Here is a 23,869-nt window from a genome sequence, read left to right on the forward strand (position 1 = left end):
TTTGGGGTGCGGTTCACTTTTGGTTTAGGCTCTTGTTCAAAAAAAGTGTCATCAACTAAATTAATATCATCCACAAAATCCTTTAAAACCATTTTTATCGGTATGCCATTCTCATGTATCAATAGACTATTTTCACCATGTGGCGAAAATACAATTCCATAACGATACAACCAATACAATAATGGTGTTACACAAACTTTAAAGAATTTTTTTAGCCACTCAACAACCGTAAGACCCGACCGATGGATTAAATGTGGCAACAAAAAATCATCATGTCTATCTTTATGAATAAGTGCAGCTTGAGAGATAACTTTTTGATTATCAGTGATGTAATTTTCAACACTATCTCGCCACAAACAACCCAGTAATTCCGTAAATTGATAAGGTGGAGAGCTTAATTTATCAAAGGCGGGCTGTTTTACAGTAACTGTTGCTAACTCTCCCAATAGAACAACACCGGTTTCTTGCAATTGTTGGTCGTTTTTAAGTATTCTCAACAGCCATTCACTGATTTGCGGAGCAAAAAAATTACGCTTGTTTGGCAAGCCACGATATACTGCTGTATTTAAAATACTAAGTGGTAGTTTAATGTGATATGCTGTTTTATCAGTCATATCTGAAAAAGTTCGAATAGACTGTAAAGGTAAATACTCATGATTAGACATTTCTAAAAACAGTAATTTTTGTTCAGAGATTTCAAGTGCATAATTTAAGCTAATCCAATTTGACCATTGCCAAGGATGTATTGGTAAAAATAAATATTCTTGACTGTCCAATCCTTTATTCATCAAAATGTTTTTAAAAGATTTATACTGACCTTCCCCCAACGTCTTTTTATAAATGCAATCACAAGTTAGCCCTTGAATTAATGAGAGTACCGCAAGACTTTTATGAACAGCAAACCAAGGAAGTTTTCTTGCAATAGCAACCTCTGGAACATACTGTTTATAATCCTCATAGCCAAAACCGAGGCGACCTTTTCCCATAACAATCCAAGGATGTCCACGTAAAGCCGAGTCAACAACTGACCCACTAAGATTTGATAACGCTTCACTTGTTAAGCCATGCTTTGTGTATAAATGAGCCTCCGCCAACCAAGTATGATTAATTTCCTTTACCATATAAGCTTTTGTGCCATTATCCATATTCAGACTTTCACACAACTCAACAAAAAAATCGGTTAGATTATAAAAAGAATCACCTGTTTTTTTGTCATTAATAGAGTAGACGATAAAGCCACCAAATTTCTTTGGTTTGATAATTACTTCCAAATTAATTTTATCAAAAACAAATAACATTCTTTGCTTGTTTTCTGGCAAATATTCCACTTTTGTTGGTCTAATAATTTCTTCGTAAAGCAGCTCAGATATAGCAATCTTCATCAAAGACTGACCAGCGCTTTTTAATTGCGACAACTCTATATTTAAATGATAAGCATTGGATGTATTCATTGCAAAACCTCATCTATGAAAAATTTGATAAAATATTGTTTCTACTTAGCTTATAAAACTCTTTATCCAAAATCCGATTGATTATGGTTGCTGAGCGATGAGCGCTCAATCCTAAATCTGGCGTCCCAACTCCATGAGTACAAAGTCCCATATTCTGCACAAAAATTCTCCCCATACCATTAGGGTGTTGGTAATTTACCTCATAATTTCGATCAATATCATAACTACCACAAGGTTGTTTTTTGATACAAGGATCTAATTCTGACATAAAATCCAGTGACGCTTGCTGATATCCAGTAGCCAAAATAACATAATCAGCACTTATTTTTGACGAAGTATTTGTATAATTATGTACAAAATCACAACAAATCTTTCCTTGATTCTGACAAGTTTGTATTAGTTTTAAATTTGAATTTAATTTTATTGATTTTTCATTATTCAAAATTATTTTTTGATAAAGCATGCTGTAAATATTTTTTAGTAAGTTTGAATTAATTCCTTTATATAAAAAATCTTGTTTTTTCAATAAATTTTTTCTTGCTTCTTCTGATAGGCTGTAAAAAAAATCCATATAGTCTGGGCTAAAATGCTCTAAAGCTAATGGCGTATACTCCATGGGAAAAAATCCCTCATCATCAGTAACCCAATGAATATTATTAAAATCATTTTGAATTAATTTATAAAAAATCTCGCCAGCTGATTGCCCAGAACCAACCAAAATAATATCGGGTTTTTTCTTCTTTAAAAGTTCATCAAAATTTGGTTCTGGTTCAAAAAGTATGCTATTAAGAAAACCGTTCATGGTGAGCCATGCCTGCCCATGACGGTTTTCCGACCCGCAGGCATGGCTCAGGGCGAACGGAAAACCTAGTTTGGCATACTTTTTATACCACTACCCAAAATTTTTCATAAAATCCGATGAATGGAAGCACTGATTTTCTAAATTTTTCACAATATTTTTTGTACAATCGGGAATATTTGGAGAAGTTCCTATGCCAATAACTAAATTTTTACACTCATAATTTTTAATTTTCCCATCACATTCAATAATAACATTAAATCCTTTATTAATAGGAAGAATCTGTTTTACTAAACAGCCAAAATTTAAATTTTCTAATTGACTGCATACCCATTGGCAATAATTATTATACTCAATTCTTGGTAGGAAAAAAGACTCTTTAAAGTAAAATTGAAACAACCTTTGTTTTTCTTGCAAGTAATTAAGAAAACTGTACTTGTTTGTTGGGTCTACCATTGTTACCAAATCAGCTAAAAACGGAACTTGTAGTGTGGTATCAGGCATTAACATTCCTTGATGCCATATGAATTTTTCTTTTTTATCGAAAAATACTGTTTTTAAATGACAATCTTTATGGTTTAGCAAACTTGCCAAGCTTAAGTTAAATGGCCCTATACCAATACCTATGATATCAAACATGGTTTACCTCTTTGTGCTTTATAGGATTCTTTATCTTTACATAAATAGATTGGGTCTCTACTGGTGCAACCAGTTCATCCAAATCGTGTAAGCGAGTCAACAAATTTCCTTTGTAGGGTAATTGATTACTAAACAACAAAGTATTTAGTAGCTTACTATTTGGATACTTTTTCAACAGATTCTCAATATACTCCCGTAGTATATTGAGAAGATTTTCTTCTGTTGAAAATCCAGTTTTTGCAATACTGCTAATTAGCGAAAAAACCGTATTTCCAATAAAATAATATATAAATCGACTATTAGCAAAATCAATAGAAACAACACACTTTGCTCTGGCAATAAGATCTGTATACTCATCTATCAATTCATCTGCATAATCAGTAACATATCCAAAGCTTTGATTATCTCTTACCCAAAATTTATAAGGGAAATTATCTCTTATTTCTATGAGACAATTCTGTTGATGAGCCTCAAAAACCATGCCATAATTATGATACATATCAATCATGGGAATTAGTGAAATTTTCAAAAATTCTTCAAACCATTTGTGACTAATTTCTCTTAAGCAGACACCAAATTCTTTTTGACTACCTCTAATATTTTTGATAATGTGATATAGGCGATTTTTCTTTTGGAATGGATGATCTTGACATAACGTTGCCAAATTTGTAATGTTACCTTCTTCATTAAAAGGATTATTTCTAATAATGCAAATGGTTTCATTTATAATTTTTCCATCTGCAATTACCCCATTCCAAGCAGAATCATTAACAACATCAAACATTGGGTATGAATTTTTTATATTTTCTCCAAACTGACTGTGCCAAATTTTATTAGCCAACAAACCCCTACGACCTTCTTTCGGTAAATTTATGCGTACTGAATTTGTGATTGCAACAGATAAAGATAATTTAAACATCCACTCCCTATTTAAGTTTACAACCGTACGAACTGATGTGGTGGCATAATAATCATCTCCCATTTGACCTAAATCTATTAATTTTTCTTCTGTTAATAATTTTTTATAAATATCTTTTTGTTGTAAATATTTCGCCTGCCAAGGATGTAATATAATCAACCTAAAGTTATTATAATCTTTTGATTCATATTCTTTTTGAATTTTAATTTCATTTAAAATATCACTTTTTATCCTTTCTAATATCAGACCACTCTCTGATTCTTCAACGTAAATACTTGATTCAACCAGCCAATAATGCAACTTAAAGCAACCATTAGTTTCTGGTGAAAAATTTTTCCATTGCACATCATCAAAACCAATTCTGTTTTTCGGAGTAGGGTGCATGGCATGCCCACAGAATAGAGCTTGCTCCGTATCAACAAAATTAAGTTTTTTTCTTTTAAATATGCTGTCAATTTTTTGTTGTCGACTATCAAGAATTACCTGCAATTTTTCTGAACTATCCATCCATCTTAACAACACACTGTTGATGTTTATACTTTCTTTATCTGAATGCCAATATAGCATATCTTGTAACAATAAATTTGCCAGCATTAAAGAGTTAGTCTCTACAAAACCATCAGCTTGTTCAATATATATTTTATCAAAAGTTTGATGATGTCCTAGCACACTGACAAATAGCAATGGAACAACTATACGGACTTTTAAGGGTTCTAAAAACAAAGACAGGGCAGAGTGTCCTTCACAACATCCTCGACAAATGTCGCTTTGTTCGCTTGATTGTAAAATTTTAAAGCGACTGGTTTCAATACAGTAGGCGTTTATAAGATTTTGTATTGACAATCGCTCAATATCTCTTTGTTTGTTAGGCATAAAACAAAGCTCCTCGTACTATAATTGATAAAATTATAATAATAATTATTATTATTGTCAATATATTTTATCAAATTTCATGTTAATTTCACCGTTAAGTCTCTCCAAATTAGGGCTAAACACTCTATATTGGACTTGTGAATATTGCACAGTTTTAGAATTAATTTTTTAAATTACTATAAAAATCAATAAGTTATAAAATAAAAAAACCACAAACATTAGGGCGATGTTTGTGGCAAAAACCGAGAAAATGGTTTTTAAAATCAGGCAGGTTACTGTGATGTCTTATGGCGGACAATCTGATAACGTCTGCCCAAATACCAAATCGGTGCGGAGATGATGTGGATAAGACGAGTAAATGGCACAAGCAGAATCAGCGTTGTTCCTAAGAACATGTGCAACTTATAAATCAGACCTGCATCCTCTACCAAAGACGCTGCATAAACAGGTCGTAAGATGGCAAGGTTTTGAGCCCAACCTGCAAGCGATACCATCAATGCGCCATCTTTATGATGCGGATATGAAAAAATCGTACCAAGTCCCATAAGCAACTGCACCAAAATGATAACAAGTAACATTTTATCGCTAAATGTAGACGTATGGCTCACTCGTGGATCGGTAAAACGTCGCCAAATCAGCATAAGCAATCCTACAAGACACATCACACCTGCAATACCGCCTACGATGACTGCAAGGAGTTGTTTTTGGGGAGCGGTGATGATACGTTCATAGACAAAATGGGGGGTTAGCATGCCAAAGAAATGCCCCAACAGTACCACAAGAATGCCAACATGGAATAAGTTGCTCGCCACACGCATTCCCTTGTCGTTTAGCATTTGGCTTGACCCTGCACGCCATGTGTACTGCGATAGGTCAAATCTTGCCCAACATCCCAAAATACATACCGTCAAAGCGATGTAAGGATAAATACCGAACAAAAAGACATGGAGCCAGTTTTCGGGGGTCGTTGCTGTGATTGCGGTTATCATGATAACACTCCTTGGCTAACGGTTTTATTGGTTTTAAAATCTACCCAATGCACAGGGATTTCGCTCTCATTTTGGGCTTGTCTTGCTAAGGTCTCAGCGATGCGGACATCGGTTTGGCTTGATGGACAACGCTCTTCTTGTTTAGCCGCCAAAAAGTCCACGGCTTCTTCTTCCCATTCCTTATCAATGGCATCAAAAGTTGTATCATCAACTTTTTCTTTGCCCATCTTGGCAAGCTCTTCATCAATGATGGTCAAAGGCTTACCTGCGATTTGTAGTAATGCTTTAAACAGCCCAGCATAGTCGCTGTTCTTGTCCACAAGTCTTGCCCCAAGCAAGGCGATGATATGACTAACATCAGCAATGTCCATGCGAATCTCAATATCATCTGCCATGCCAGCTTTATAAGACAAAAATTCTAAATACATGGGTAAATAGTCAGGCAATTCTTTAACATCAATGGCAAAACCTGCCTGCTCATACTGCCCCATCAAATCAACCATCGCTTGCCCACGGTCTCGGCTCTCACCATGTACGTGTTCAAACAACCAAAGAGACAACGAACGCCCGCGTTCAAACAAGCTGTCATAGACCGACTGAGCCTCAATCGCCCCTTTGCTTGATAACTCATCAATAAAGACATTAATTTCATGGCGAACATTGGGACTGATGAGTGTTGATGTTGCCACAATGTCCTTGCACGCATTTAAAGTATCATCAGCAAACAGCTCATCAGATGGATAATCCATCAGCAGGCTTATCACTTTTAGTAATTTAAAATCAAGATGATTCATATCACTCTCCACATCAATGCTCCCACGTCTGCACAGTCTCTATCATCTCACGACGATTGGATTTGCGTTGACCGAACATACTGACGTCATTATTACCTGTGCAGCCATTACCAAAGGTAAAACCACAGCCATTTCTGTCAGCAAAAGCATCAGACAATGCCTCTTCACGGTGAGCCGTTGGGATGACAAAACGATCTTCGTAGTTAGCGATTGCCAAATAGCGATACATCTCTTCTACTTGATGTTTGCTTAGACCCACCTCATCGAGAACCGCTTGACTCTCAACCTTATCCACAAGTTGCATACGCTTATAAGAACGCATGGCAAGCAGACGTTTTAGAGCAAGTTTGATGGGGGCTTCATCGCCTGCTGTCAGCATGTTTGCCAAATATTTGACAGGGATACGCAGGCTATCAACATCAGGGATAAGCCCGTCCATGCCTACTTTGCCCGCTTCGGCGGCGTTTTGGATTGGCGATAGCGGTGGCACATACCATACCATCGGTAAGGTGCGGTATTCTGGATGCAAAGGCAGGGCAAGTTGCCAATCCATTGCCAGTTTGTATACAGGTGATTTTTGGGCGGATTCAATGACGCTCATGGGTACGCCATCTTTTAAAGCTTGCTCAATGACGGCAGGGTCATTGGGGTCTAAGAACACATCAAGCTGGGCTTTGTACAGATCTTTTTCATTTGGAGTGCTGGCAGCTTCTTTGATTTTATCAGCATCATACAATAGCACACCAAGATAGCGAATACGTCCAACACAGGTTTCAGAGCAGATGGTTGGCTGACCCGATTCAATACGTGGGTAGCAGAAAATACATTTTTCAGATTTGCCCGATTTCCAGTTATAATAGATTTTCTTATAAGGACAACCTGAGATACACATACGCCAGCCACGGCATTTGTCTTGGTCAATAAGTACAATGCCATCTTCTTCACGCTTATAGATGGCTCCTGATGGGCAAGATGCCACGCACGTTGGGTTTAGGCAGTGTTCACACAAACGTGGCAGGTACATCATAAAGGTGTTTTCGTATTCGCCATAAATGTCAGCTTGAATCTGGTCAAAGTTCTTATCGGCACGACGTTTGGCAAATTCAGAACCTAGAATTTCCTCCCAGTTAGGCCCCCATTCAATTTTTTGCATACGCTTACCTGTGATAAGAGAGCGTGGGCGAGCAATGGGCTGATGATCTCCTAGTGGGGCGGTGTGTAGATGCTGATAATCAAAATCAAATGGCTCATAATAATCATCAAGGGTTGGCAGGTCAGGGTTGGCAAAGATATTTGCAAGCACACGGAACTTACCCCCAATTCTTGGGTTGATAGAACCGTTGGCGTTACGAATCCAGCCACCTCGCCATTTTTCTTGGTTTTCCCATTCTTTGGGATAGCCGATACCGGGCTTGGATTCTACGTTGTTAAACCACGCATATTCCATACCCTCACGGCTTGTCCAAACATTTTTGCAAGTAACAGAACAGGTGTGGCAACCGATACATTTATCAAGGTTTAGCACCATGCCAATTTGTGAGCGAATTTTCATAGGTTTCCCCTTATGCCTAGTTCTTATAAATTATTAACATTTAAAGAACATCGGTAGGTCAAAATTTGGTTTAGTTTACCCCTTTTGTCAAAGGCTTGCTATCCTACCAAAAGGGATAAACTTGGCGGTTTATCAGTCCAAAGTAGTAGGCAATGGAGCTGGCAGACTGTCATCAGGTTTACCTTCTAGCCAGTCAATATTTGCCATCTTACGCACGACGACAAACTCATCACGGTTACAGCCAACCGTACCATAGTAGTTAAAGCCGTACGCTTGATGAGCATAACCGCCAATCATGTGCGTAGGTTTTAGGATTGCTCGGGTAACTGAGTTGTGAATGCCGCCACGAGTGCCTGAATTTTCAGAACCTGGGATATTAACCAGTTTTTCTTGGGCGTGATACATCATGGTCATGCCCTCTTTGACACGTTGTGAGACAACAGCACGAGCGGTGATGGCACCGTTATGGTTAAAGACCTCAATCCAATCGTTATCTTCAATGCCTGCTTTTTTGGCATCAATCTCACTCATCCACACGATAGGCCCACCACGACCTAAGGTCAGCATCAATAGATTCTCTGAATAAGTACTGTGAATCCCCCATTTTTGATGTGGTGTCAAAAAGTTAAGCACAATCTCTTTGTTGCCGTTGGACTGATAGCGTTTTAACTCGTCTGTGGTTCTGGTGTCAATCGGTGGGCGGTACTGCTGTAACTGCTCGCCAAATGCCTGCATCCAAGGATGGTCTTGATAGAACTGTTGGCGACCTGTAATGGTACGCCAAGGGATGAGTTCATGTACGTTGGTATACCCTGCGTTATAACTCACCTTGTCAGATTCCAGTCCCGACCACGTTGGTGATGAGATAATCTTACGGGGCTGGGCGACAATATCACGAAAACGGATTTTTTCATGTTCGGAGGATTTGGCAAGGTGCGTATGATCTCGCCCTGTGTTACTTGACAAATCTGCCCATGCTTTGACCGCAACATGTCCGTTGGTCTCAGGAGCAAGCATCAGCACGGTCTCAGCAGCATCCACGGCGGTGTTTATGCGTGGGCGACCATAGGCCACGTTATCTTCGGTAACGGTGTAGTTAAGATCACCTAATAGCTTAATCTCTTCTTTGGTATCCCATGTAATGCCTTTTGAGCCATTACCCAGTTTGTCCATGAGTGTGCCTAGCGATGTAAATTTGGCATAGGTGGATGGATAATCACGTTCCACAACCTTGATGTGTGGGCAGTTTTTGCCAGGAACTGGACGTACGCCTTGGGTCTTCCAGTCGGTACCACCAAAGGGCTGGGCAAGTTCACCCTCGCTATCGTGTTGCATGGGTAGGGTTACAATATCTGTCTCCACACCAAGATGACCAACAGACAACTCGGAGAATTTTTTGGCGATGAGTTTGTAGATTTCCCAGTCTGTCTTAGACTCCCACGCAGGGTCGGTAGCGGCTGTCAAGGGGTGAATAAAAGGGTGCATGTCAGAGGTGTTTAAATCATCTTTTTCATACCATGTGGCGGTTGGTAGTACGATGTCCGAGTACAAGCAAGTGGATGACATTCTAAAATCAAGCGTGGTAACAAGGTCAAGTTTGCCCGTTGCCCCATTTGGTTCAAAGTCAATCTCAGTTGGGCGAATGCCATCATGAATGGTCTCCTCACCCAAAATACCATGCTTAGTGCCTAGCAGGTAATGAAGCATATATTCATGCCCCTTGCCTGATGAACCAAGCAAGTTTGAACGCCAAATAAATAGATTACGTGGAAAGTTGGCTGGATTATCAGGCGACTCGGCAGCAAAACGCACTTTGCCACTTGCCAAATTATCCACAACATAACTCTCAATGTCTTGCCCTGACGACTTAGCAAGACGACCAAGTTCTAAGGGATTCACATTAAGCTGTGGAGCAGATGGCAACCAACCTGCACGCTCGGCACGCACATTATAATCTAGCATGTGTTCAGGAAAATGCGATTTATTGGCATGTGCTGATAAAATATCATGGGCAGAGACTTTCTCATGTCGCCATTGTGAGCTGTGATTATAAAAAAAGCTCGTGCCATTCATGTGGCGTGGCGGTCTGTGCCAGTCTAGGGCAAAGGCAACAGGTGCCCAACCTGTCTGCGGTCTTAGTTTTTCTTGACCAACATAATGAGACCAACCACCACCTGACTGACCGATACAGCCACAAAGCATCAGCATGTTGATGGCACCACGGTAGTTCATGTCCATGTGATACCAATGGTTTACCCCCGCTCCGATGATGATCATGGATTTGCCATGTGTCTTATCGGCATTTTCAGCAAATTCACGAGCGATTTGGATGACTTTTTCACGGCTGACGCCTGTGATTTTCTCTTGCCAGGCGGGTGTGCCTGCCACGGTTTCATCATTATAATCATCCGTTACATGTTGGTTACCTACGCCATTATCCACACCTAGGCTGGCAAGCATTAAATCAAACACCGTAACCACTTTGACCGTCTTACCATCTGCCAACACCAAAGACTTGCAAGGCACGTTTTTATACTGGATGCTGTCACCTTGGGCTGCGGTAAAGTAAGGATGTTCATCACCGCCAAAGTAATCCATACCAACGGTTGTTATCTCACCTGAGCCTTTTAGAGTTAGGCTTAGGTTTACGTCTGTATTATTTGTACCCTCTTTATTCTCTAAATTCCAACGACCACTCTCACCCCAACGGTAACCAATTGCTCCATAAGGCGACACAAGTTCACCATTGTCATTGACGGCGATGGTTTTCCATTCAGGGTTGTTGTCTTGACCTAGGTTATCCACTAAGTCAGATGCACGTAAAAAACGCCCTGCTCGTGCTGACTGCCCTTCACCCTCTACCATGACAAGCATGGGCAAATCGGTATAGCGTTTGGCATAATCGATAAAATAGGCACTTGGATTTTTTAGATAAAATTCTTTGATAATCACATGACAAAACGCCTGAGCAAGAGCTGCATCTGTGCCTTGTTTTGGGTTTAGCCATAGGTCGCACAGCTTGGCAATCTCGGCATAGTCAGGTGTGATGGCAACTGTTTTTGTGCCTTTGTAACGCACTTCGGTAAAAAAGTGAGCGTCAGGGGTACGGGTTTGGGGCACGTTTGACCCCCATGCGATGATGTAGTCAGAGTTGTACCAATCGGCAGCTTCTGGCACGTCTGTCTGCTCGCCCCATGTCATCGGGGACGCTGGCGGTAAGTCGCAATACCAATCATAAAACGACAAACACACCCCGCCAATAAGCGACAAATAGCGAGAGCCAGCGGCGTAGCTTATCATACTCATGGCAGGAATGGGTGAAAACCCGATGATGCGGTCAGGACCAAAGGTCTTGGCGGTGTAGATGTTGGCGGCGGCGATGATTTCCACCACTTCATTCCATGATGAACGAACAAAGCCCCCCATGCCACGCTTGGATTTATATTGTTCGGTCTTAGCTGGGTCAGTTACGATACTTGCCCATGCGTCCACAGGGTTTTTGTGGACTGACTTGGCTTCACGCCATAGCTTTAATAAGGGCTTACGCACTTTGGGGTATTTGACACGGTTGGCAGAGTACATATACCAACTATAAGACGCACCACGGGGACAGCCACGGGGTTCGTGGTTGGGCAGGTCTGGGCGAGTGCGTGGGTAGTCGGTTTGCTGAGTCTCCCACGTTACCAGTCCGTTTTTAACATAGATTTTCCATGAGCATGAGCCTGTACAGTTCACGCCATGGGTTGAGCGGACGACTTTGTCAAACTGCCAACGACTGCGGTAGCTGTTCTCCCAATCACGGTTTTCATCACGAATCTCGCCGTGTCCGTCAGCGTATTCGCCCGTTTTTTTCTTAAAAAAACGGAATTGGTCTAATAAATGGCTCATAAATCCCCCTTGTGGGTTGGCTAAACTTAAAAAGTTTTTGGCTAAATTGATGAGCTTACTATAAAGAAAACCGCCAAATTAAGGTATTAACTTGACGGCTAGGGGGATAATACTAAGGGGGTAGGCGTGATGTGGGGTTGGATTTTATTGATGATAAATATCAATTTTCAATACTTTATATCAATACCAGCTTACAGGTTAAGTTAAGGAAAAATTAACAAGTTGAGTGATAAACCTTAAAATTTGATTTATCACTTACACAAACCCATCAGTCAGCAGATTTTTACCACCAACAACTCATCATCAGACATACGAACCACAAGCTAGTGTTCTGCCTTTTCTATTTACATCAAAATAGAAGCCTTCATACTTAACACCATTAGGGCTACTTTGGATTATTTTAGTGTATCTATTTTCATTAGAATATTTGTTTATATCTTGATATGGCAATTCTAATGTTCGTTCATTTTCCATGTCATACACCACCAACAACAAATCTCCGCCTTTGATTTTGTAAGATTTCATCTCATTGTATTCTTGGGCATTAAACGAAAAACTAGGTAAAATCTTTGCAAAATCTTTATTTGAAAATTTTAGACCAAATTCACTATCTTCCCATCCAGTAACCTTATAAATCTCCTGAATGGGCTGCCCAAAAGCAGTTGCATTCTTCAATGTTAGAGTTGTTTTACTATAACAGGTAGCTTCATGCTGGTCGCAATATTTTTGCTAACTACCTTGTCATTATCGTATCTCTTATAAATCGTATCATGCTTAATGACGTCTGCTTTTAGATTTTTTGGTATGTTTTTCTCTTTATTTAACAACTGATAAATCTCTTCTCCGTAATTGCAGTCTTGTTTTAGACCCTTTAACAAAGGCGTCCAATCACCTGCAACGGCAGGCATGGCAGTTAGTGGCAATGCGGGTAATAGTAGGCGTTTCATAATGGCTCCAAGGCGTAAATTGATGACAAAACAACTGTGCTTTCACACAGATTTTATTATAGCACAATCGTTTAAAAAGAAAATAGCAAAATTAAATTTTAGGTTGGGTTACAAGATTATTTAAAAAAATCATTAAATATTATCACAACAACTAGTATTAGTGGATACAAAATAGCAAAGACATTAAATAGCTTTTTGGTTTTCTCCATCTGGAAGCTAGAATAATCATTTTCAGAAAAATATTTCTGCCATTTTTTTATATAGCCTTTAAAGCCATTAAAATAAACAAACCCAAAATTAAATGAGCTTCACTTTTTTATCATGTAATCAAAATCTACTTTAAAATAATAATAGCATGTTAATACAAGACTAGAAATGATGACAACAACGCCAAAATAAAAAAGTAGCATTAAATATTTATCAATTTTTTCTATATCTGTATTGTTTTTCATCAGACTTCCTGCAAAACCCCAAATTAAAGAAAACCGTTCGTGGTGAGCTATGCCTGCCCATAACGGTTTTCCTACCCGCAGGCAGGCTCAGGGCGAACGGAAAACTAGTTTTGCAGGAAGTTTATCATGTTTTCTCCAAATAGATTTTCCAAAAATGAACCCACAGCCCAGATAAAGCAATAGCAACACTTTAAGCCTTAATACACCCAACCAACTTGATATTTACCACGGGTTTGTAGGGGTGTGCTGAGCACACCCTTTGATGACATTACTGCACAAGGCGTGCACAGCACGCCCCTACATCCAAACATCATCACGTTTGTGGTAATTGTAAAGTTTCTTGGATGTACACTAGGTTTTATTATCAAGACCTTAGCCCATCAAAGCCTATAACCAACGCATTAGACTTCTTTCCAAACCCTGATTTTTATGGATTTTTAAAAACTTCAACCCCAATACTTATAAGGGTTTATTTTTAGTTTGGAAAGAGATTTATTATAACAAAAACAGCAAAAAAACAGCAAAAAAACGCCACTTAAAAAGTAGCGTTTTTGGTTAGCCTTAGCACGGGTATTCCGCCCCTTTACGACCATAATACCACCATGTAATCATAAGGCAAATCACATAAAAGACGATGAGCATGATAAGCGTACTATTTACCCCAAACCAGCCAAACATCTTAGGGATGAAAAACCCCCCATAGGCAGCAAACGCTCCTGTAAACCCAACCACCGCCGCCGATTCTTTGCGAGCGACATTGATAAGGTCGGGCGAGTTTTTGCGTTCGTGAAGTGTGCGAAAAATGACAGGAATCATGCGAAAGGTTGAACCATTGCCAATGCCCGTGGTGATGAACAACACCATAAAGCAAGCAAAATACCCTGCAAAACTGCCACCTGTGCCATCTTTTGGCAAAAAGACAATCACGCCAACGGTTGCTACTGCCATGACAATGAAGTTAAAAAACGTAACCCTTGCCCCACCCATTTTGTCAGCAAGCCAGCCACCAACAGGACGGAATATCGCTCCCACCAAAGGACCTAAAAAAGCGACTTTCAAGGGGTCAATGTCAGCAAAAGATTGCTTGATGAGCATGGGGAACGCCGCTGAAAAGCCGATAAATGAACCAAAAGTCCCCAAGTACAGTATGCACATGACCCAGTTGTGATAGCGTTTAAAGATGATGGATTGGTCTTTAAAAGATGCTTTGGCAGAAGATAAATCATTCATAAAAAACCATGCCAATATCGCCATCAATGCAATAAAAGGCACCCACACAAAGGCGGCGTTATGCAGATATAAGCTCTTACCGTTGTCAAGTGTAACGCCTGTGCCAATGATTGATAAGCCAATGACCGCAGGGACAACAAATTGCACGGTAGATACGCCCAAATTGCCAAGTCCTGCATTTAGCCCAAGAGCTGTACCCTGTTTGGATTTGGGATAAAAAAACGAGATATTAGACATACTAGATGAGAAATTACCCCCGCCCAAACCGCACAATAAAGCAATGATGACAAACACGCTAAATGGTGTATTGGGGTTTTGTAGGGCAAATCCCATCCACAGCATGGGGATAAGCAGGCTTGCCGTAGACAGAGCCGTCCACCGCCGTCCACCAAATACAGGCACCATAAACGAATAAAAAATTCGCAAAGTCGCCCCTGATAAAGCAGGTAAGGCAGTAAGCCAAAACAACTCATCTTTGCTAAAATTAAAGCCAGCATCAGGCATACGCACAACCACCACCGACCAAATCACCCACACTGCAAAGCCAAGTAGTAGAGCAGGAATAGAAATCCATAGGTTGCGACTGGCAGTCTGCTTACCGCCATTTTCCCAAAATTCATCGTCTTCGGGTCGCCAGTCGTGAATCACGCCCCCGCCTTTTAGTTCATTTTTTGCACTCATGTTGCCCCCTTAGGGAAATTTTAAGATTTGGGATTATTTTAAGGGGAATTGGGCAACTTTTCGCTTATCCTAATGATGAATAAAACATGGCGTAAATGCTACTTTGGGGGTATAAAGACAATAAGCAACCAACAAAAGACAGCCATATTATCTCTTTGGATATGTCTTGACATCATCTTTGACCACGTTTTTATTTTTTAAATAATCATCTTAGGTGCTGTGCATGAAAGTTGATATGTTTACCAATGAATGTGGCAATAAAATAATAACTATGGTCATGACCCTCTTGCAAATGATATTGATAGTCCACACCCAATTCATCTGCCATCTGACAGAATAATTCAGGTTTTAGTTGTTCGCTTAAAAACGCATCTTTATCGCCCTGCTCAATCAAAATCGGTAACGTGGGGCGATATTTTGCCAAAAGTGCTACGCTGTCATACGCTTGCCAATCTGCCTTATCATCGCCCAAATACGCACCAAATGCCTTTTGTCCCCACGGAACCTGACTTGGGGCAACAATGGGTGAAAATGCTGAAACACTGGCATAATTTCCTGCATTTTTAAAGGCAATCATCAATGCACCATGCCCACCCATAGAATGCCCAAATATAGACTGTTTGCCATTGGTCGGGAAGTGTTCATTTATCAGGCTTGGCAACTCACCCGCAATATAATCATACATCTGATAATGCTCCGCCCATCTGCCTTGGGTGGCATTGACATAAAATCCCGCCCCTTGCCCCAAATCATAAGCGGTATCGTCCGCCACACTCTCGCCCCGTGGGCTGGTGTCAGGGGCAACGACAATGACGTTTTCTTCATCGGCATAACGCTGGAAGCCTGATTTGGTGATGAAATTTTGCTCAGTACAAGTCAAGCCCGACAGCCAATACAACACTGGCAAACGCTCGGTCTTGACAGTATCGGGCAAATAAATGGCAAATTTCATCTGGCAATTTAGCACAGTTGATGCGTGCTGCCAAATTTGTTGTTCACCATTAAAAATACGAAAGGTTTCTAGGTGTTTCATGACAATCTCCTTAACTGTTCATCATACTTGCATGGTTTTCATGCTTTCAAGATACGTACGAATGTTAGCCACATAATGCATGCATTGTACATATCGTCCATTCTTATTGGCATTTTGGGCCAGATAGCCATAAAATTCCATCCAACTGTTGCCATCTCGCCCTTTGGCATTAAGCTCGCTTTGAATGCGTTTGACGGCATTAGGGCCCATGTTATAAGATGCCAATACAAACCACAGACGTTCAGATTCTGGCACGTCCATGTAGAGTTTTTCTAACACTTCTAAGTATTTAGCACCGCCTTGGATGCTTTGAATGGCATCGGTACGATTGTTCACGCCCATCGCTTTGGCGGTATCTTGGGTTAGCATCATGAGCCCCTCAACGCCCGTACGTGAGATGGCATTGGGGTCAAGATGTGATTCTTGATAGCTGATGGCAGCCAACACTTGCCAGTCGTGGTTGTGAGCCTTTGCACCACGTTTAAAGGCATTTTCATACAACGGCAGACGCTGTTTTAACGCTCTTTTAAAGTGCTTATCGCTGTACTCATTTGCCAACAACGTTTGGTCATAAAAACGTGCCGTAGAGCCTGTGAGTGCCAGCTCGTCAGGACTGCACAGAAAGTTTTTGGCATGCTGTGCTAGGCTGTTATCCTTAGCATGAAACATGAGCGACATATTGGCGTTCAGACCATGCTTTGATACTTTTTTTGCTGTGTCATCATTGCACGCCAGTCGCACGCCTGCCACATCCGTCTGTGCCACACCTAACAGACTGTCCACATCGCCTATTTGTAGGGCATTTAGAGCTTCTTGTTCACTATCATAGACTTTTAGGTTAAGATGGACACCAAGCTCATCGGCATAGCGATGGGCGATGTCATGACCAAAGCCATGCTGGATGTCGCCGTGATTAAAAATGGTGCTGTCGCTTTTGGTGGTCGCCACGACAATCTCGCCTTTTTGTATCACGCTCTCCAAGGCAGTCAATGATGGGACGGGCACGGTCGGAGTCAAAAAACCCTTGACAGGCAAAGCAAATAATGACACCGTCCCCAAACACAATGCCCATTTGGCAAGTGTGGTTGCTGTCTTATTGGTGGTGCTTAGCCTTTGGGCGAATTTACCCAAAAGACCTTGATGAGTTTGTTTATTAAGTTCTGATAGACACAGGGCAGATTTTTGGATGATAAATGGCTTAAAGGTTGTTGCTTTAAAATTTGGATTGGTGTTATTATCTAATACTGCTGGGTTATTGGCATAAAATGAATAATAAAATCGGTGATTATTGGTGCGAATGATTTGCATAATATTCTCCTATCTTACCGTAAACACCACACGACTTGTATCATAAACAACATAATGTAAGTGATATGTGGTGCGATTGCTGTGTTAGATATCCATATCATCTATGATGGGCATTCAAGCACTTCATAAGCCATTACGCTTAGGGTTACTTGACATCAATAGACAAGACAGATAAATCATAATGATGTCGCCATCAAGCCTGTGGCTTTGATTTACCCATAATGATAAGTTTAGCCAATCATCACAGGGGACATTATCACGCAACAACCAAACGGTTTAACTAAAATTTTGGCAGTTTCTTCGCAGTAGCCTAACCAATCAAATGCCCTATTTGGTATAAAAAGAGTGCATTTTATGACTGTTTAAGCAAAGTAAATTGGGATTAAAATCAAAAAACTTAGACTTAATATAGGCGATTTGGCTAAATGTTCAATCATTACATTGTAAACTGCCGATAGACGGTATTGATTGATAGATAAACAGCATAAAGTAGCAAATATTCACAAAAATCACCATCATTGTAAAATCATTTTTTGTGCATTATTTATAAAATAAAAATTGCAATACTATTTTGTAAACTTATAAGTCATTTTTAAAAATACCATAAATATCAATAATTTATATAAAATTTATGCCATAAAAATAACCAAAATCAACGATTTACTTTTTAGAATTTTAATTAAAAATTAGAAAACGATTGTTCATACTCATTAAATGAGAATGATTTTTGATTGTTGTTATATTTTTCAAGTTTCGCTATTTTATGATTTATAGACCGATAGGCAAACCCATTACCCAAATCAAAACCCCAACTGATAATGAATCTGTTGGGGTTTTGCCACCGATGGTTTGATGATTATTTTTTCGCACCAAATGCACCAGCAAAAGCCTGACCATTATTTAGGTAAATGCCACTTACTTCTTCGGCATTTTTACCAAAAAACGCACCTTCGGTCTGAGTGCCTGCACTATTTTTACCACTAAATGTATTGCCAGAGATTTTGGCATTTAGTGCAACATTAGCACGCTCATTACTGATATTACCAGTCAAAGTCTTTTTACCAAAATCGGCAGTAAACTTAGATGTACCCTTAATGTGTTCACCATTGCATTTTTCACAAGCATAGGTTGAACGACCTGTATAGTTAACCACACCCGATTTTGGAATATTTGCTACAGGTGTTTGGTCGCCTTGATAAAAATAATATTCCATTTGGGCGTTTTTATCACGAACAAAGCCGTATTTGGCATGAGTCATGTGCGTGCCACTGATGACTGTGTGCAGGTCTTTTTGATTGATATCGCTAAAAGTACCAGAAGAGATGCCTGACTGACCGATTGTAAAAGTTTTACCATTTACTTTTAAGGTATTAATGTTATCAGTGCTGATAGCCACAATATCGCCGTCTGTATTTGTTTTTGTATTGATAACTGCTGATTTACCTGTGTACTGACTGGTAGTTACAGGAGGCTGTGGGTTACTTGGTTGGTTTGGCTTAACCACAGGCGTGGTGGGATTGGTTTGACCACCTGTTACCGCCTCAGAACTACCACCGCCACCGCAAGCCGTTAAAGCCAATGATGACACCGCCAAAATAGATAGTGCAAACTTTTTCATGCGTATTACCTTATTTAACTAAAATAAAAACCTGTTTGAGAATTTCCAAACAATGTTAATATACAATAAATCTCTTTCCAAACTAAAAATAAACCTTTATAAGTATTGGGGTTGAAGTTTTTAAAAATCCACAAAAATCGGGGTTTGGAAAGAAGTCTAATAAAAAAATAACACTTGCAATACAATATAACAATAATTTTATCAACATATTTATAAATGACCCATCAGTTCAAATCAGCCCTTGCCAAATGGCGGTTTTTTGGTTAAATTTTATCATGATTTTTCACTTTCTATTTTTAACGGACACAAGGACATCGCCATGACCCTATCTTATACCGCCCCTCTTGATGAAATGCGTTTTGTGTTAAACGACATTTTTGATGCACCAACCTTTTGGCAAAACACGCCTGCCCTATCCCATGTGGATGGCGACACCGTGGACATGATTTTGGACGAAATGGCAAAATTTGCCACGTCCACGCTGTTGCCCCTAAACCAATCAGGTGATGAAGAAGGGGCAAGCTATCTTGGAGACGGACAAGTCGCCACGCCACAGGGCTTTAAAGACGCATTTAGAGCCTATGCTGATGCTGGGTGGATTGGGCTTGGGGGCGACCCTGAATATGGCGGGCAAGGCATGCCAAAAATGGTAAGTATGCTCACTGAAGAGATGCTGTTTGCCACCAACCAATCATTCGCTCTATATCCTAACCTTACTGTAGGGGCGACATTGTGCCTACTGGCAAGCGGTAGCGATGAACAAAAGGCTCTGTACCTGCCCAAGCTATACAGTGGCGAGTGGTCGGGGACGATGTGTCTGACTGAACCACACGCAGGGACGGATTTGGGGATTATCAAAACAAAAGCTGTCCCCAACGCTGACGGCTCTTATGCCATTAGTGGTACTAAGATTTTTATCAGTGCAGGCGAACATGACTTGACAGATAACATCATTCATCTGGTACTTGCCAAAACGCCCAATGCCAAAACAGGTTCAAAAGGCATATCACTATTTATCGCGCCAAAATTTTTAATCAATGCAGATGGTACGTTAGGTCAGCGTAATGGTGTGACAGCAGGGTCTATTGAACACAAAATGGGCATAAAAGCGTCCGCCACGTGCGTCATGAACTTTGACAACGCCACAGGCTATATGGTGGGAGCGGAGAATACAGGCTTGGCAAGTATGTTTGTCATGATGAACTATGAGCGAGTTACGATGGGACTCCAAGGGCTTGGGGCGAGCGTGCTTGCTTATCAAAACGCTTGCAATTATGCCCACGACCGCTTACAAGGGCGAGCCGATGACGGGGTTAAAAATGCTGACAAACCTGCCGACCCCATCATTCATCATGCGGACGTACGCCGTATGCTTCTAAACGCCAAGGCAAACAGCGTGGCTTCTCGCACCTTTGCCATGTATGTGGCTCGTGAACTTGATACCGCTAAGTTCTCCGATGATGACAATGCCAAAAAATCAGCTTCCGCCAAGGTCGCCCTGCTGACCCCGATTGCCAAGGCGTTTTTGACCGACATGGCATTTAATGCGACCATTGACTGCCAGCAGGTGTTTGGCGGACACGGCTATATCAAAGAGTGGGGCATGGAGCAAATCGTGCGTGATACCCGTATCAGCCAAATCTATGAAGGCACCAACGGCATTCAAGCCCTAGACCTACTCGGGCGAAAAGTCGTCAAGGACGGTGGACGAGCGATGAGTGCGTTTATTGATGAAATCAGAGCGTCCGCCAATGCCCTGTCCGACAGCCCATTAAAGGTTGATACACTAAGGGCGTGCGATACGGTGGCGGACTTGACTGCCGAGCTTATCACAAGTGCAAGCGATGACCCCAACGCCATTAACGGCTCGGCGGTGGACTATCTACACACAGTGAGTTATCTGTGCTATGCTTATATGTATGTGCTGACCGTCAAGGCGTGTGCGGATAAGGACGGAGATTTTTATGCCGATAAAGTCCGACTCGCCGACTACTTTGTCGCTCGTATCCTGCCCCGCCTGCACGCTCATGCAGTCATGGCAAAAAACGGGGCGGATAGCATCATGGCGTTTGATGAAGGATTTTTTGGGTAAATTTTGCGATAAATTTGTAGCATATATTTGTATCATATAAAAATCGGGCGAATGTCCCGATTTTTATTTTGTTGTCTTTACCAACAAGTTCCATTAAATAGGCAAGACAACCTAATTTGTCATTTTATCAAACCACAAAAAAAATCTCTCACTATTTTAGAACATATTTAAGACGTACCCGCCTTTGGCATTTGCAATGAAAAATAAGAAAAATCGCTCATCGCTTTATAATTATCCCCAAAAACTGTGCTAAAATAGTCCGTTTATCTAAATACTCATTAAGGACAACCTTTTGCTAGACCATAGCTCTGACTTACGCCATATTTTACAATACATCAGCCTACTCCAAGAGTTGCCCGAACCTGCGTCTTTGAAACGTTTCATTGACGCCCTAAGAGTGACGGGTGATGATGAAGAAGCGGTCAATGCCAAAATCCGTGAACTCATTGACATCCTAAAAGAAAATCCTGAATATGGTGCAGGACTGGCGGCATTCATCCTGCGTTTGACAGACAGTTATCAGCGTATCACACTCTATGCAGATACGGGCATTATCTCTGATGACAGCTTTTCACACAGCATTAACCGCTTGATAGGACATCGTTTTTTGCCCCTACTGCCCAAAGAAGACTCGGTGGTGGAACTTGCCCACTATCTCTTTGACGGGGCGACCGATGAGAAATGGCTATCACTCATCACGCCTGAGCATTGGGATGAGCTGGTGGAACTTATCAAGGTTGATGAGAGCAGTTTAGAGCTGGTCGCCAGTGCTAAAAACAGCATACTAAACGCCTTGGTCATCTTATCCTATCGCATCAGTGGCATTGGGCTACACACCGAGATGATGGATACCTATCCGCAGATTTTAAACTACACCGCCGCCTTTGTCGCCCAAAACCAAGAAACCGTCCTGTTCGTCAATCAGTACCGTCAAGCCCATAACTTGGACGCCATGACCGACACCATGCCTGATGTGGACATTGACCCTGCCCCCTTGCTCGTCATGTTAGAGCAATGCAGTGACATCGTGGCAAACATTCGTAAACGAGTGTACAAAACAGGCATTTCCATTCGCATGACCAACATGCTCGTTCGCTTAGAGCAAAGCATTCATCGCATGCACATCTTACTTGAACTTGTCTCTGACAAAAATAAAAGCCGTGATAAAGCCATCGTAGAGCTGACCCAAGAGATTGTCCGCACCGCCAAAACTCGATACAGCTTTGGCTATCTCATCAAAAACAACACCCGCCTGCTGTCTCGTAAAATCACCGAAAACTCAGGTCAAGTGGGCGAGCATTACATCAGCACCGACAAGCTCGGCTACAAAAAAATGTACAAAAAGGCAGCCATTGGCGGATTTTTCATCGCCTTTATGGCAACCTTAAAAATCCTAGGCTCATCGCTTGTCCTTGCCCCCATCGGCAAGGCGTTCATGAACAGCATGATTTATGGGCTTGGCTTTGTCGGCATTCACATCGCAGGGGGAACGGTCGCCACCAAACAGCCTGCCATGACCGCCGCCGCCATCGCCTCCACCATCTCCGAGAGTGGCAACAAAAAAACCAAACAGCTGACCAAACTTGCCGAACTCATTGTTGATATCCTAAGAACGCAGTTCATCGCCATCATGGGCAACATCTCCATCACCATGCCCATCGCCCTACTTATCGCCTTTGGCTGGGTGCAGTTCTATGGCGAGCCGATGATTAACACTGAAAAGGCTGCTTATCTACTTCACGAGCTTGACCCCTTGCGTTCACTCTCCTTGCCACACGCTGCCATCGCTGGGGTATTTTTGTTCCTATCAGGACTTATCTCGGGGTATTATGACAACCTTGCCGCCTTTAATAAAATCGGTGAGCGGGTCAAACGTCATCGCCTGCTTGCCCGTCTCATGCCCCAAAACTGGCAAAATCGTCTTGGCAGTTTTGTAGAAGCCAATCTTGGGGCGATTATGGGTAACTTTATCTTTGGCTGTTTTTTGGGCAGTACCGCCACCATCGGCTATATGCTTGGACTGCCACTTGACATTCGCCACATCGCCTTTGCCTCCGCCAACCTTGTACATGGACTGTTTTTCTTATCCCCTACTGATTTGACATGGCAACTTGCCCTATATGCCTTTGTTGGCGTGTTACTCATCGGTATGGTGAACCTGATTGTTAGTTTTTCGCTGTCGCTCATGATTGCCCTGCGTTCCAAAGAAGTACATTTTAGCCAGTGGAAAGATTTGGGCGAGCTGATGTTCAAACATTTCATCTCGCGCCCACGGGACTTTTTCATTCCTAGAAATGAAAGTGTCAAATACGCACGCATTGACAGCGAAGGACGGATTATTTATGATGACAACGTCAAAGAAACTGCCATTCCTAGTGGTTCGGTCGTTCGTCGCCTAGGCAGTAAAAAAACAGACCCCCTAAAAGACATCCAAAATGCGGTCAATGTCGCCAAAACCGACCTAAGCCAAGGCATGCTCGATAAAGTCAAGCAAGATGACAAGCCTGCTCAGGCGGGCGAGATGGGGCTTGACATGAACAGTGAGACCAATGCCAAAAACCCACTACCCAAGCCTGACAAACCGCCACAACTACCAAAGTAAAT

At 41.3% G+C, this 23,869-nt stretch carries 16 protein-coding genes; 2 read left to right on the forward strand and 14 right to left on the reverse strand.

Annotation, left to right across the window (positions count from 1 at the left end; all coding sequences use genetic code 11):
* The 14 genes from B5J94_RS01380 to B5J94_RS01445 form a co-directional block, all read right to left on the reverse strand.
* Nucleotides 1-1,451, reverse strand: a 1,451-nt coding sequence (locus tag B5J94_RS01380) for an IucA/IucC family protein (protein WP_143821871.1), incomplete at its 3' end; no start/stop codon positions are given.
* A gap of 13 nt (nucleotides 1,452-1,464) precedes the next feature.
* A complete protein-coding gene (locus tag B5J94_RS01385; protein WP_079363881.1) occupies nucleotides 1,465-2,253 on the reverse strand; it encodes a SidA/IucD/PvdA family monooxygenase in 789 nt (262 codons plus the stop codon).
* Nucleotides 2,254-2,343: 90 nt separating this feature from the next.
* On the reverse strand, nucleotides 2,344-2,889 hold the full coding sequence (locus B5J94_RS01390; RefSeq protein ID WP_062499464.1) for a SidA/IucD/PvdA family monooxygenase: 546 nt from the start codon (nucleotides 2,887-2,889) through the stop codon (nucleotides 2,344-2,346).
* Nucleotides 2,882-4,681 (reverse strand): IucA/IucC family protein, encoded by a 1,800-nt coding sequence (locus tag B5J94_RS01395; protein WP_062499466.1) that lies wholly within the window; start codon nucleotides 4,679-4,681, stop codon nucleotides 2,882-2,884. The genes B5J94_RS01390 and B5J94_RS01395 overlap by 8 nt, the downstream gene beginning before the upstream one ends.
* Nucleotides 4,682-4,953: 272 nt before the next feature.
* Nucleotides 4,954-5,658, reverse strand: coding sequence for a respiratory nitrate reductase subunit gamma (gene narI / locus B5J94_RS01400; protein WP_172823663.1), 705 nt, complete (start codon nucleotides 5,656-5,658; stop codon nucleotides 4,954-4,956).
* An 8-nt stretch (nucleotides 5,659-5,666) separates the two neighbouring features.
* The gene (gene narJ / locus B5J94_RS01405; RefSeq protein WP_062499470.1) at nucleotides 5,667-6,464 is read right to left on the reverse strand and encodes a nitrate reductase molybdenum cofactor assembly chaperone; all 798 of its coding nucleotides are present in this window, start codon (nucleotides 6,462-6,464) and stop codon (nucleotides 5,667-5,669) included.
* A 13-nt stretch (nucleotides 6,465-6,477) separates the two neighbouring features.
* A complete protein-coding gene (gene narH, locus B5J94_RS01410; RefSeq protein WP_062499472.1) occupies nucleotides 6,478-8,016 on the reverse strand; it encodes a nitrate reductase subunit beta in 1,539 nt (512 codons plus the stop codon).
* A 132-nt stretch (nucleotides 8,017-8,148) separates the two neighbouring features.
* Nucleotides 8,149-11,904, reverse strand: a complete 3,756-nt coding sequence (locus tag B5J94_RS01415) for a nitrate reductase subunit alpha (RefSeq protein ID WP_062499474.1) — start codon at nucleotides 11,902-11,904, stop codon at nucleotides 8,149-8,151.
* Between the two features lie 303 nt (nucleotides 11,905-12,207).
* Complete coding sequence (locus tag B5J94_RS01420) at nucleotides 12,208-12,579, reverse strand: hypothetical protein (RefSeq protein ID WP_062499476.1); 372 nt, start codon at nucleotides 12,577-12,579, stop codon at nucleotides 12,208-12,210.
* A 2-nt stretch (nucleotides 12,580-12,581) separates the two neighbouring features.
* Nucleotides 12,582-12,851 carry a hypothetical protein gene (locus B5J94_RS01425; protein WP_062499478.1) on the reverse strand — a complete coding sequence of 90 codons (270 nt, stop codon included), beginning with the start codon at nucleotides 12,849-12,851 and terminating at the stop codon, nucleotides 12,582-12,584.
* A 1,013-nt stretch (nucleotides 12,852-13,864) separates the two neighbouring features.
* Entirely contained in the window at nucleotides 13,865-15,214 is a 1,350-nt protein-coding gene (locus B5J94_RS01430) for a NarK family nitrate/nitrite MFS transporter (protein ID WP_062500916.1), read from the reverse strand.
* Between the two features lie 205 nt (nucleotides 15,215-15,419).
* On the reverse strand, nucleotides 15,420-16,247 hold the full coding sequence (fghA, locus tag B5J94_RS01435; protein ID WP_062500914.1) for an S-formylglutathione hydrolase: 828 nt from the start codon (nucleotides 16,245-16,247) through the stop codon (nucleotides 15,420-15,422).
* A 21-nt stretch (nucleotides 16,248-16,268) separates the two neighbouring features.
* A complete protein-coding gene (locus B5J94_RS01440; RefSeq protein ID WP_062500912.1) occupies nucleotides 16,269-17,555 on the reverse strand; it encodes a transglycosylase SLT domain-containing protein in 1,287 nt (428 codons plus the stop codon).
* Between the two features lie 856 nt (nucleotides 17,556-18,411).
* The gene (locus tag B5J94_RS01445) at nucleotides 18,412-19,173 is read right to left on the reverse strand and encodes a Slam-dependent surface lipoprotein (RefSeq protein WP_062500910.1); all 762 of its coding nucleotides are present in this window, start codon (nucleotides 19,171-19,173) and stop codon (nucleotides 18,412-18,414) included.
* A 319-nt stretch (nucleotides 19,174-19,492) separates the two neighbouring features.
* Here B5J94_RS01445 and B5J94_RS01450 point away from each other — a divergent pair, with 319 nt between their 5' ends.
* Entirely contained in the window at nucleotides 19,493-21,265 is a 1,773-nt protein-coding gene (locus B5J94_RS01450) for an acyl-CoA dehydrogenase C-terminal domain-containing protein (protein ID WP_062499987.1), read from the forward strand.
* A 292-nt stretch (nucleotides 21,266-21,557) separates the two neighbouring features.
* Entirely contained in the window at nucleotides 21,558-23,867 is a 2,310-nt protein-coding gene (locus B5J94_RS01455) for a site-specific recombinase (RefSeq protein WP_228144492.1), read from the forward strand.
* The last annotated feature ends 2 nt before the right edge of the window (nucleotides 23,868-23,869 follow it).

Source organism: Moraxella lacunata (assembly GCF_002027545.1).
Classification (GTDB): Bacteria; Pseudomonadota; Gammaproteobacteria; order Pseudomonadales; family Moraxellaceae; genus Moraxella; species Moraxella lacunata.

Excerpts from the sequence above, each read along its gene's own strand:
- B5J94_RS01385 (WP_079363881.1), bottom strand. The coding sequence starts at position 2,253 with ATGAACGGTTTTCTTAATAGCATACTTTTTGAACCAGAACCAAATTTT.
- B5J94_RS01390 (WP_062499464.1), bottom strand. The coding sequence starts at position 2,889 with ATGTTTGATATCATAGGTATTGGTATAGGGCCATTTAACTTAAGCTTG.
- B5J94_RS01395 (WP_062499466.1), bottom strand. The coding sequence starts at position 4,681 with ATGCCTAACAAACAAAGAGATATTGAGCGATTGTCAATACAAAATCTT.
- narJ (WP_062499470.1), bottom strand. The coding sequence starts at position 6,464 with ATGAATCATCTTGATTTTAAATTACTAAAAGTGATAAGCCTGCTGATG.
- narH (WP_062499472.1), bottom strand. The coding sequence starts at position 8,016 with ATGAAAATTCGCTCACAAATTGGCATGGTGCTAAACCTTGATAAATGT.
- B5J94_RS01415 (WP_062499474.1), bottom strand. The coding sequence starts at position 11,904 with ATGAGCCATTTATTAGACCAATTCCGTTTTTTTAAGAAAAAAACGGGC.
- B5J94_RS01425 (WP_062499478.1), bottom strand. The coding sequence starts at position 12,851 with ATGAAACGCCTACTATTACCCGCATTGCCACTAACTGCCATGCCTGCC.
- B5J94_RS01430 (WP_062500916.1), bottom strand. The coding sequence starts at position 15,214 with ATGAGTGCAAAAAATGAACTAAAAGGCGGGGGCGTGATTCACGACTGG.
- fghA (WP_062500914.1), bottom strand. The coding sequence starts at position 16,247 with ATGAAACACCTAGAAACCTTTCGTATTTTTAATGGTGAACAACAAATT.
- B5J94_RS01440 (WP_062500912.1), bottom strand. The coding sequence starts at position 17,555 with ATGCAAATCATTCGCACCAATAATCACCGATTTTATTATTCATTTTAT.
- B5J94_RS01445 (WP_062500910.1), bottom strand. The coding sequence starts at position 19,173 with ATGAAAAAGTTTGCACTATCTATTTTGGCGGTGTCATCATTGGCTTTA.
- B5J94_RS01450 (WP_062499987.1), top strand. The coding sequence starts at position 19,493 with ATGACCCTATCTTATACCGCCCCTCTTGATGAAATGCGTTTTGTGTTA.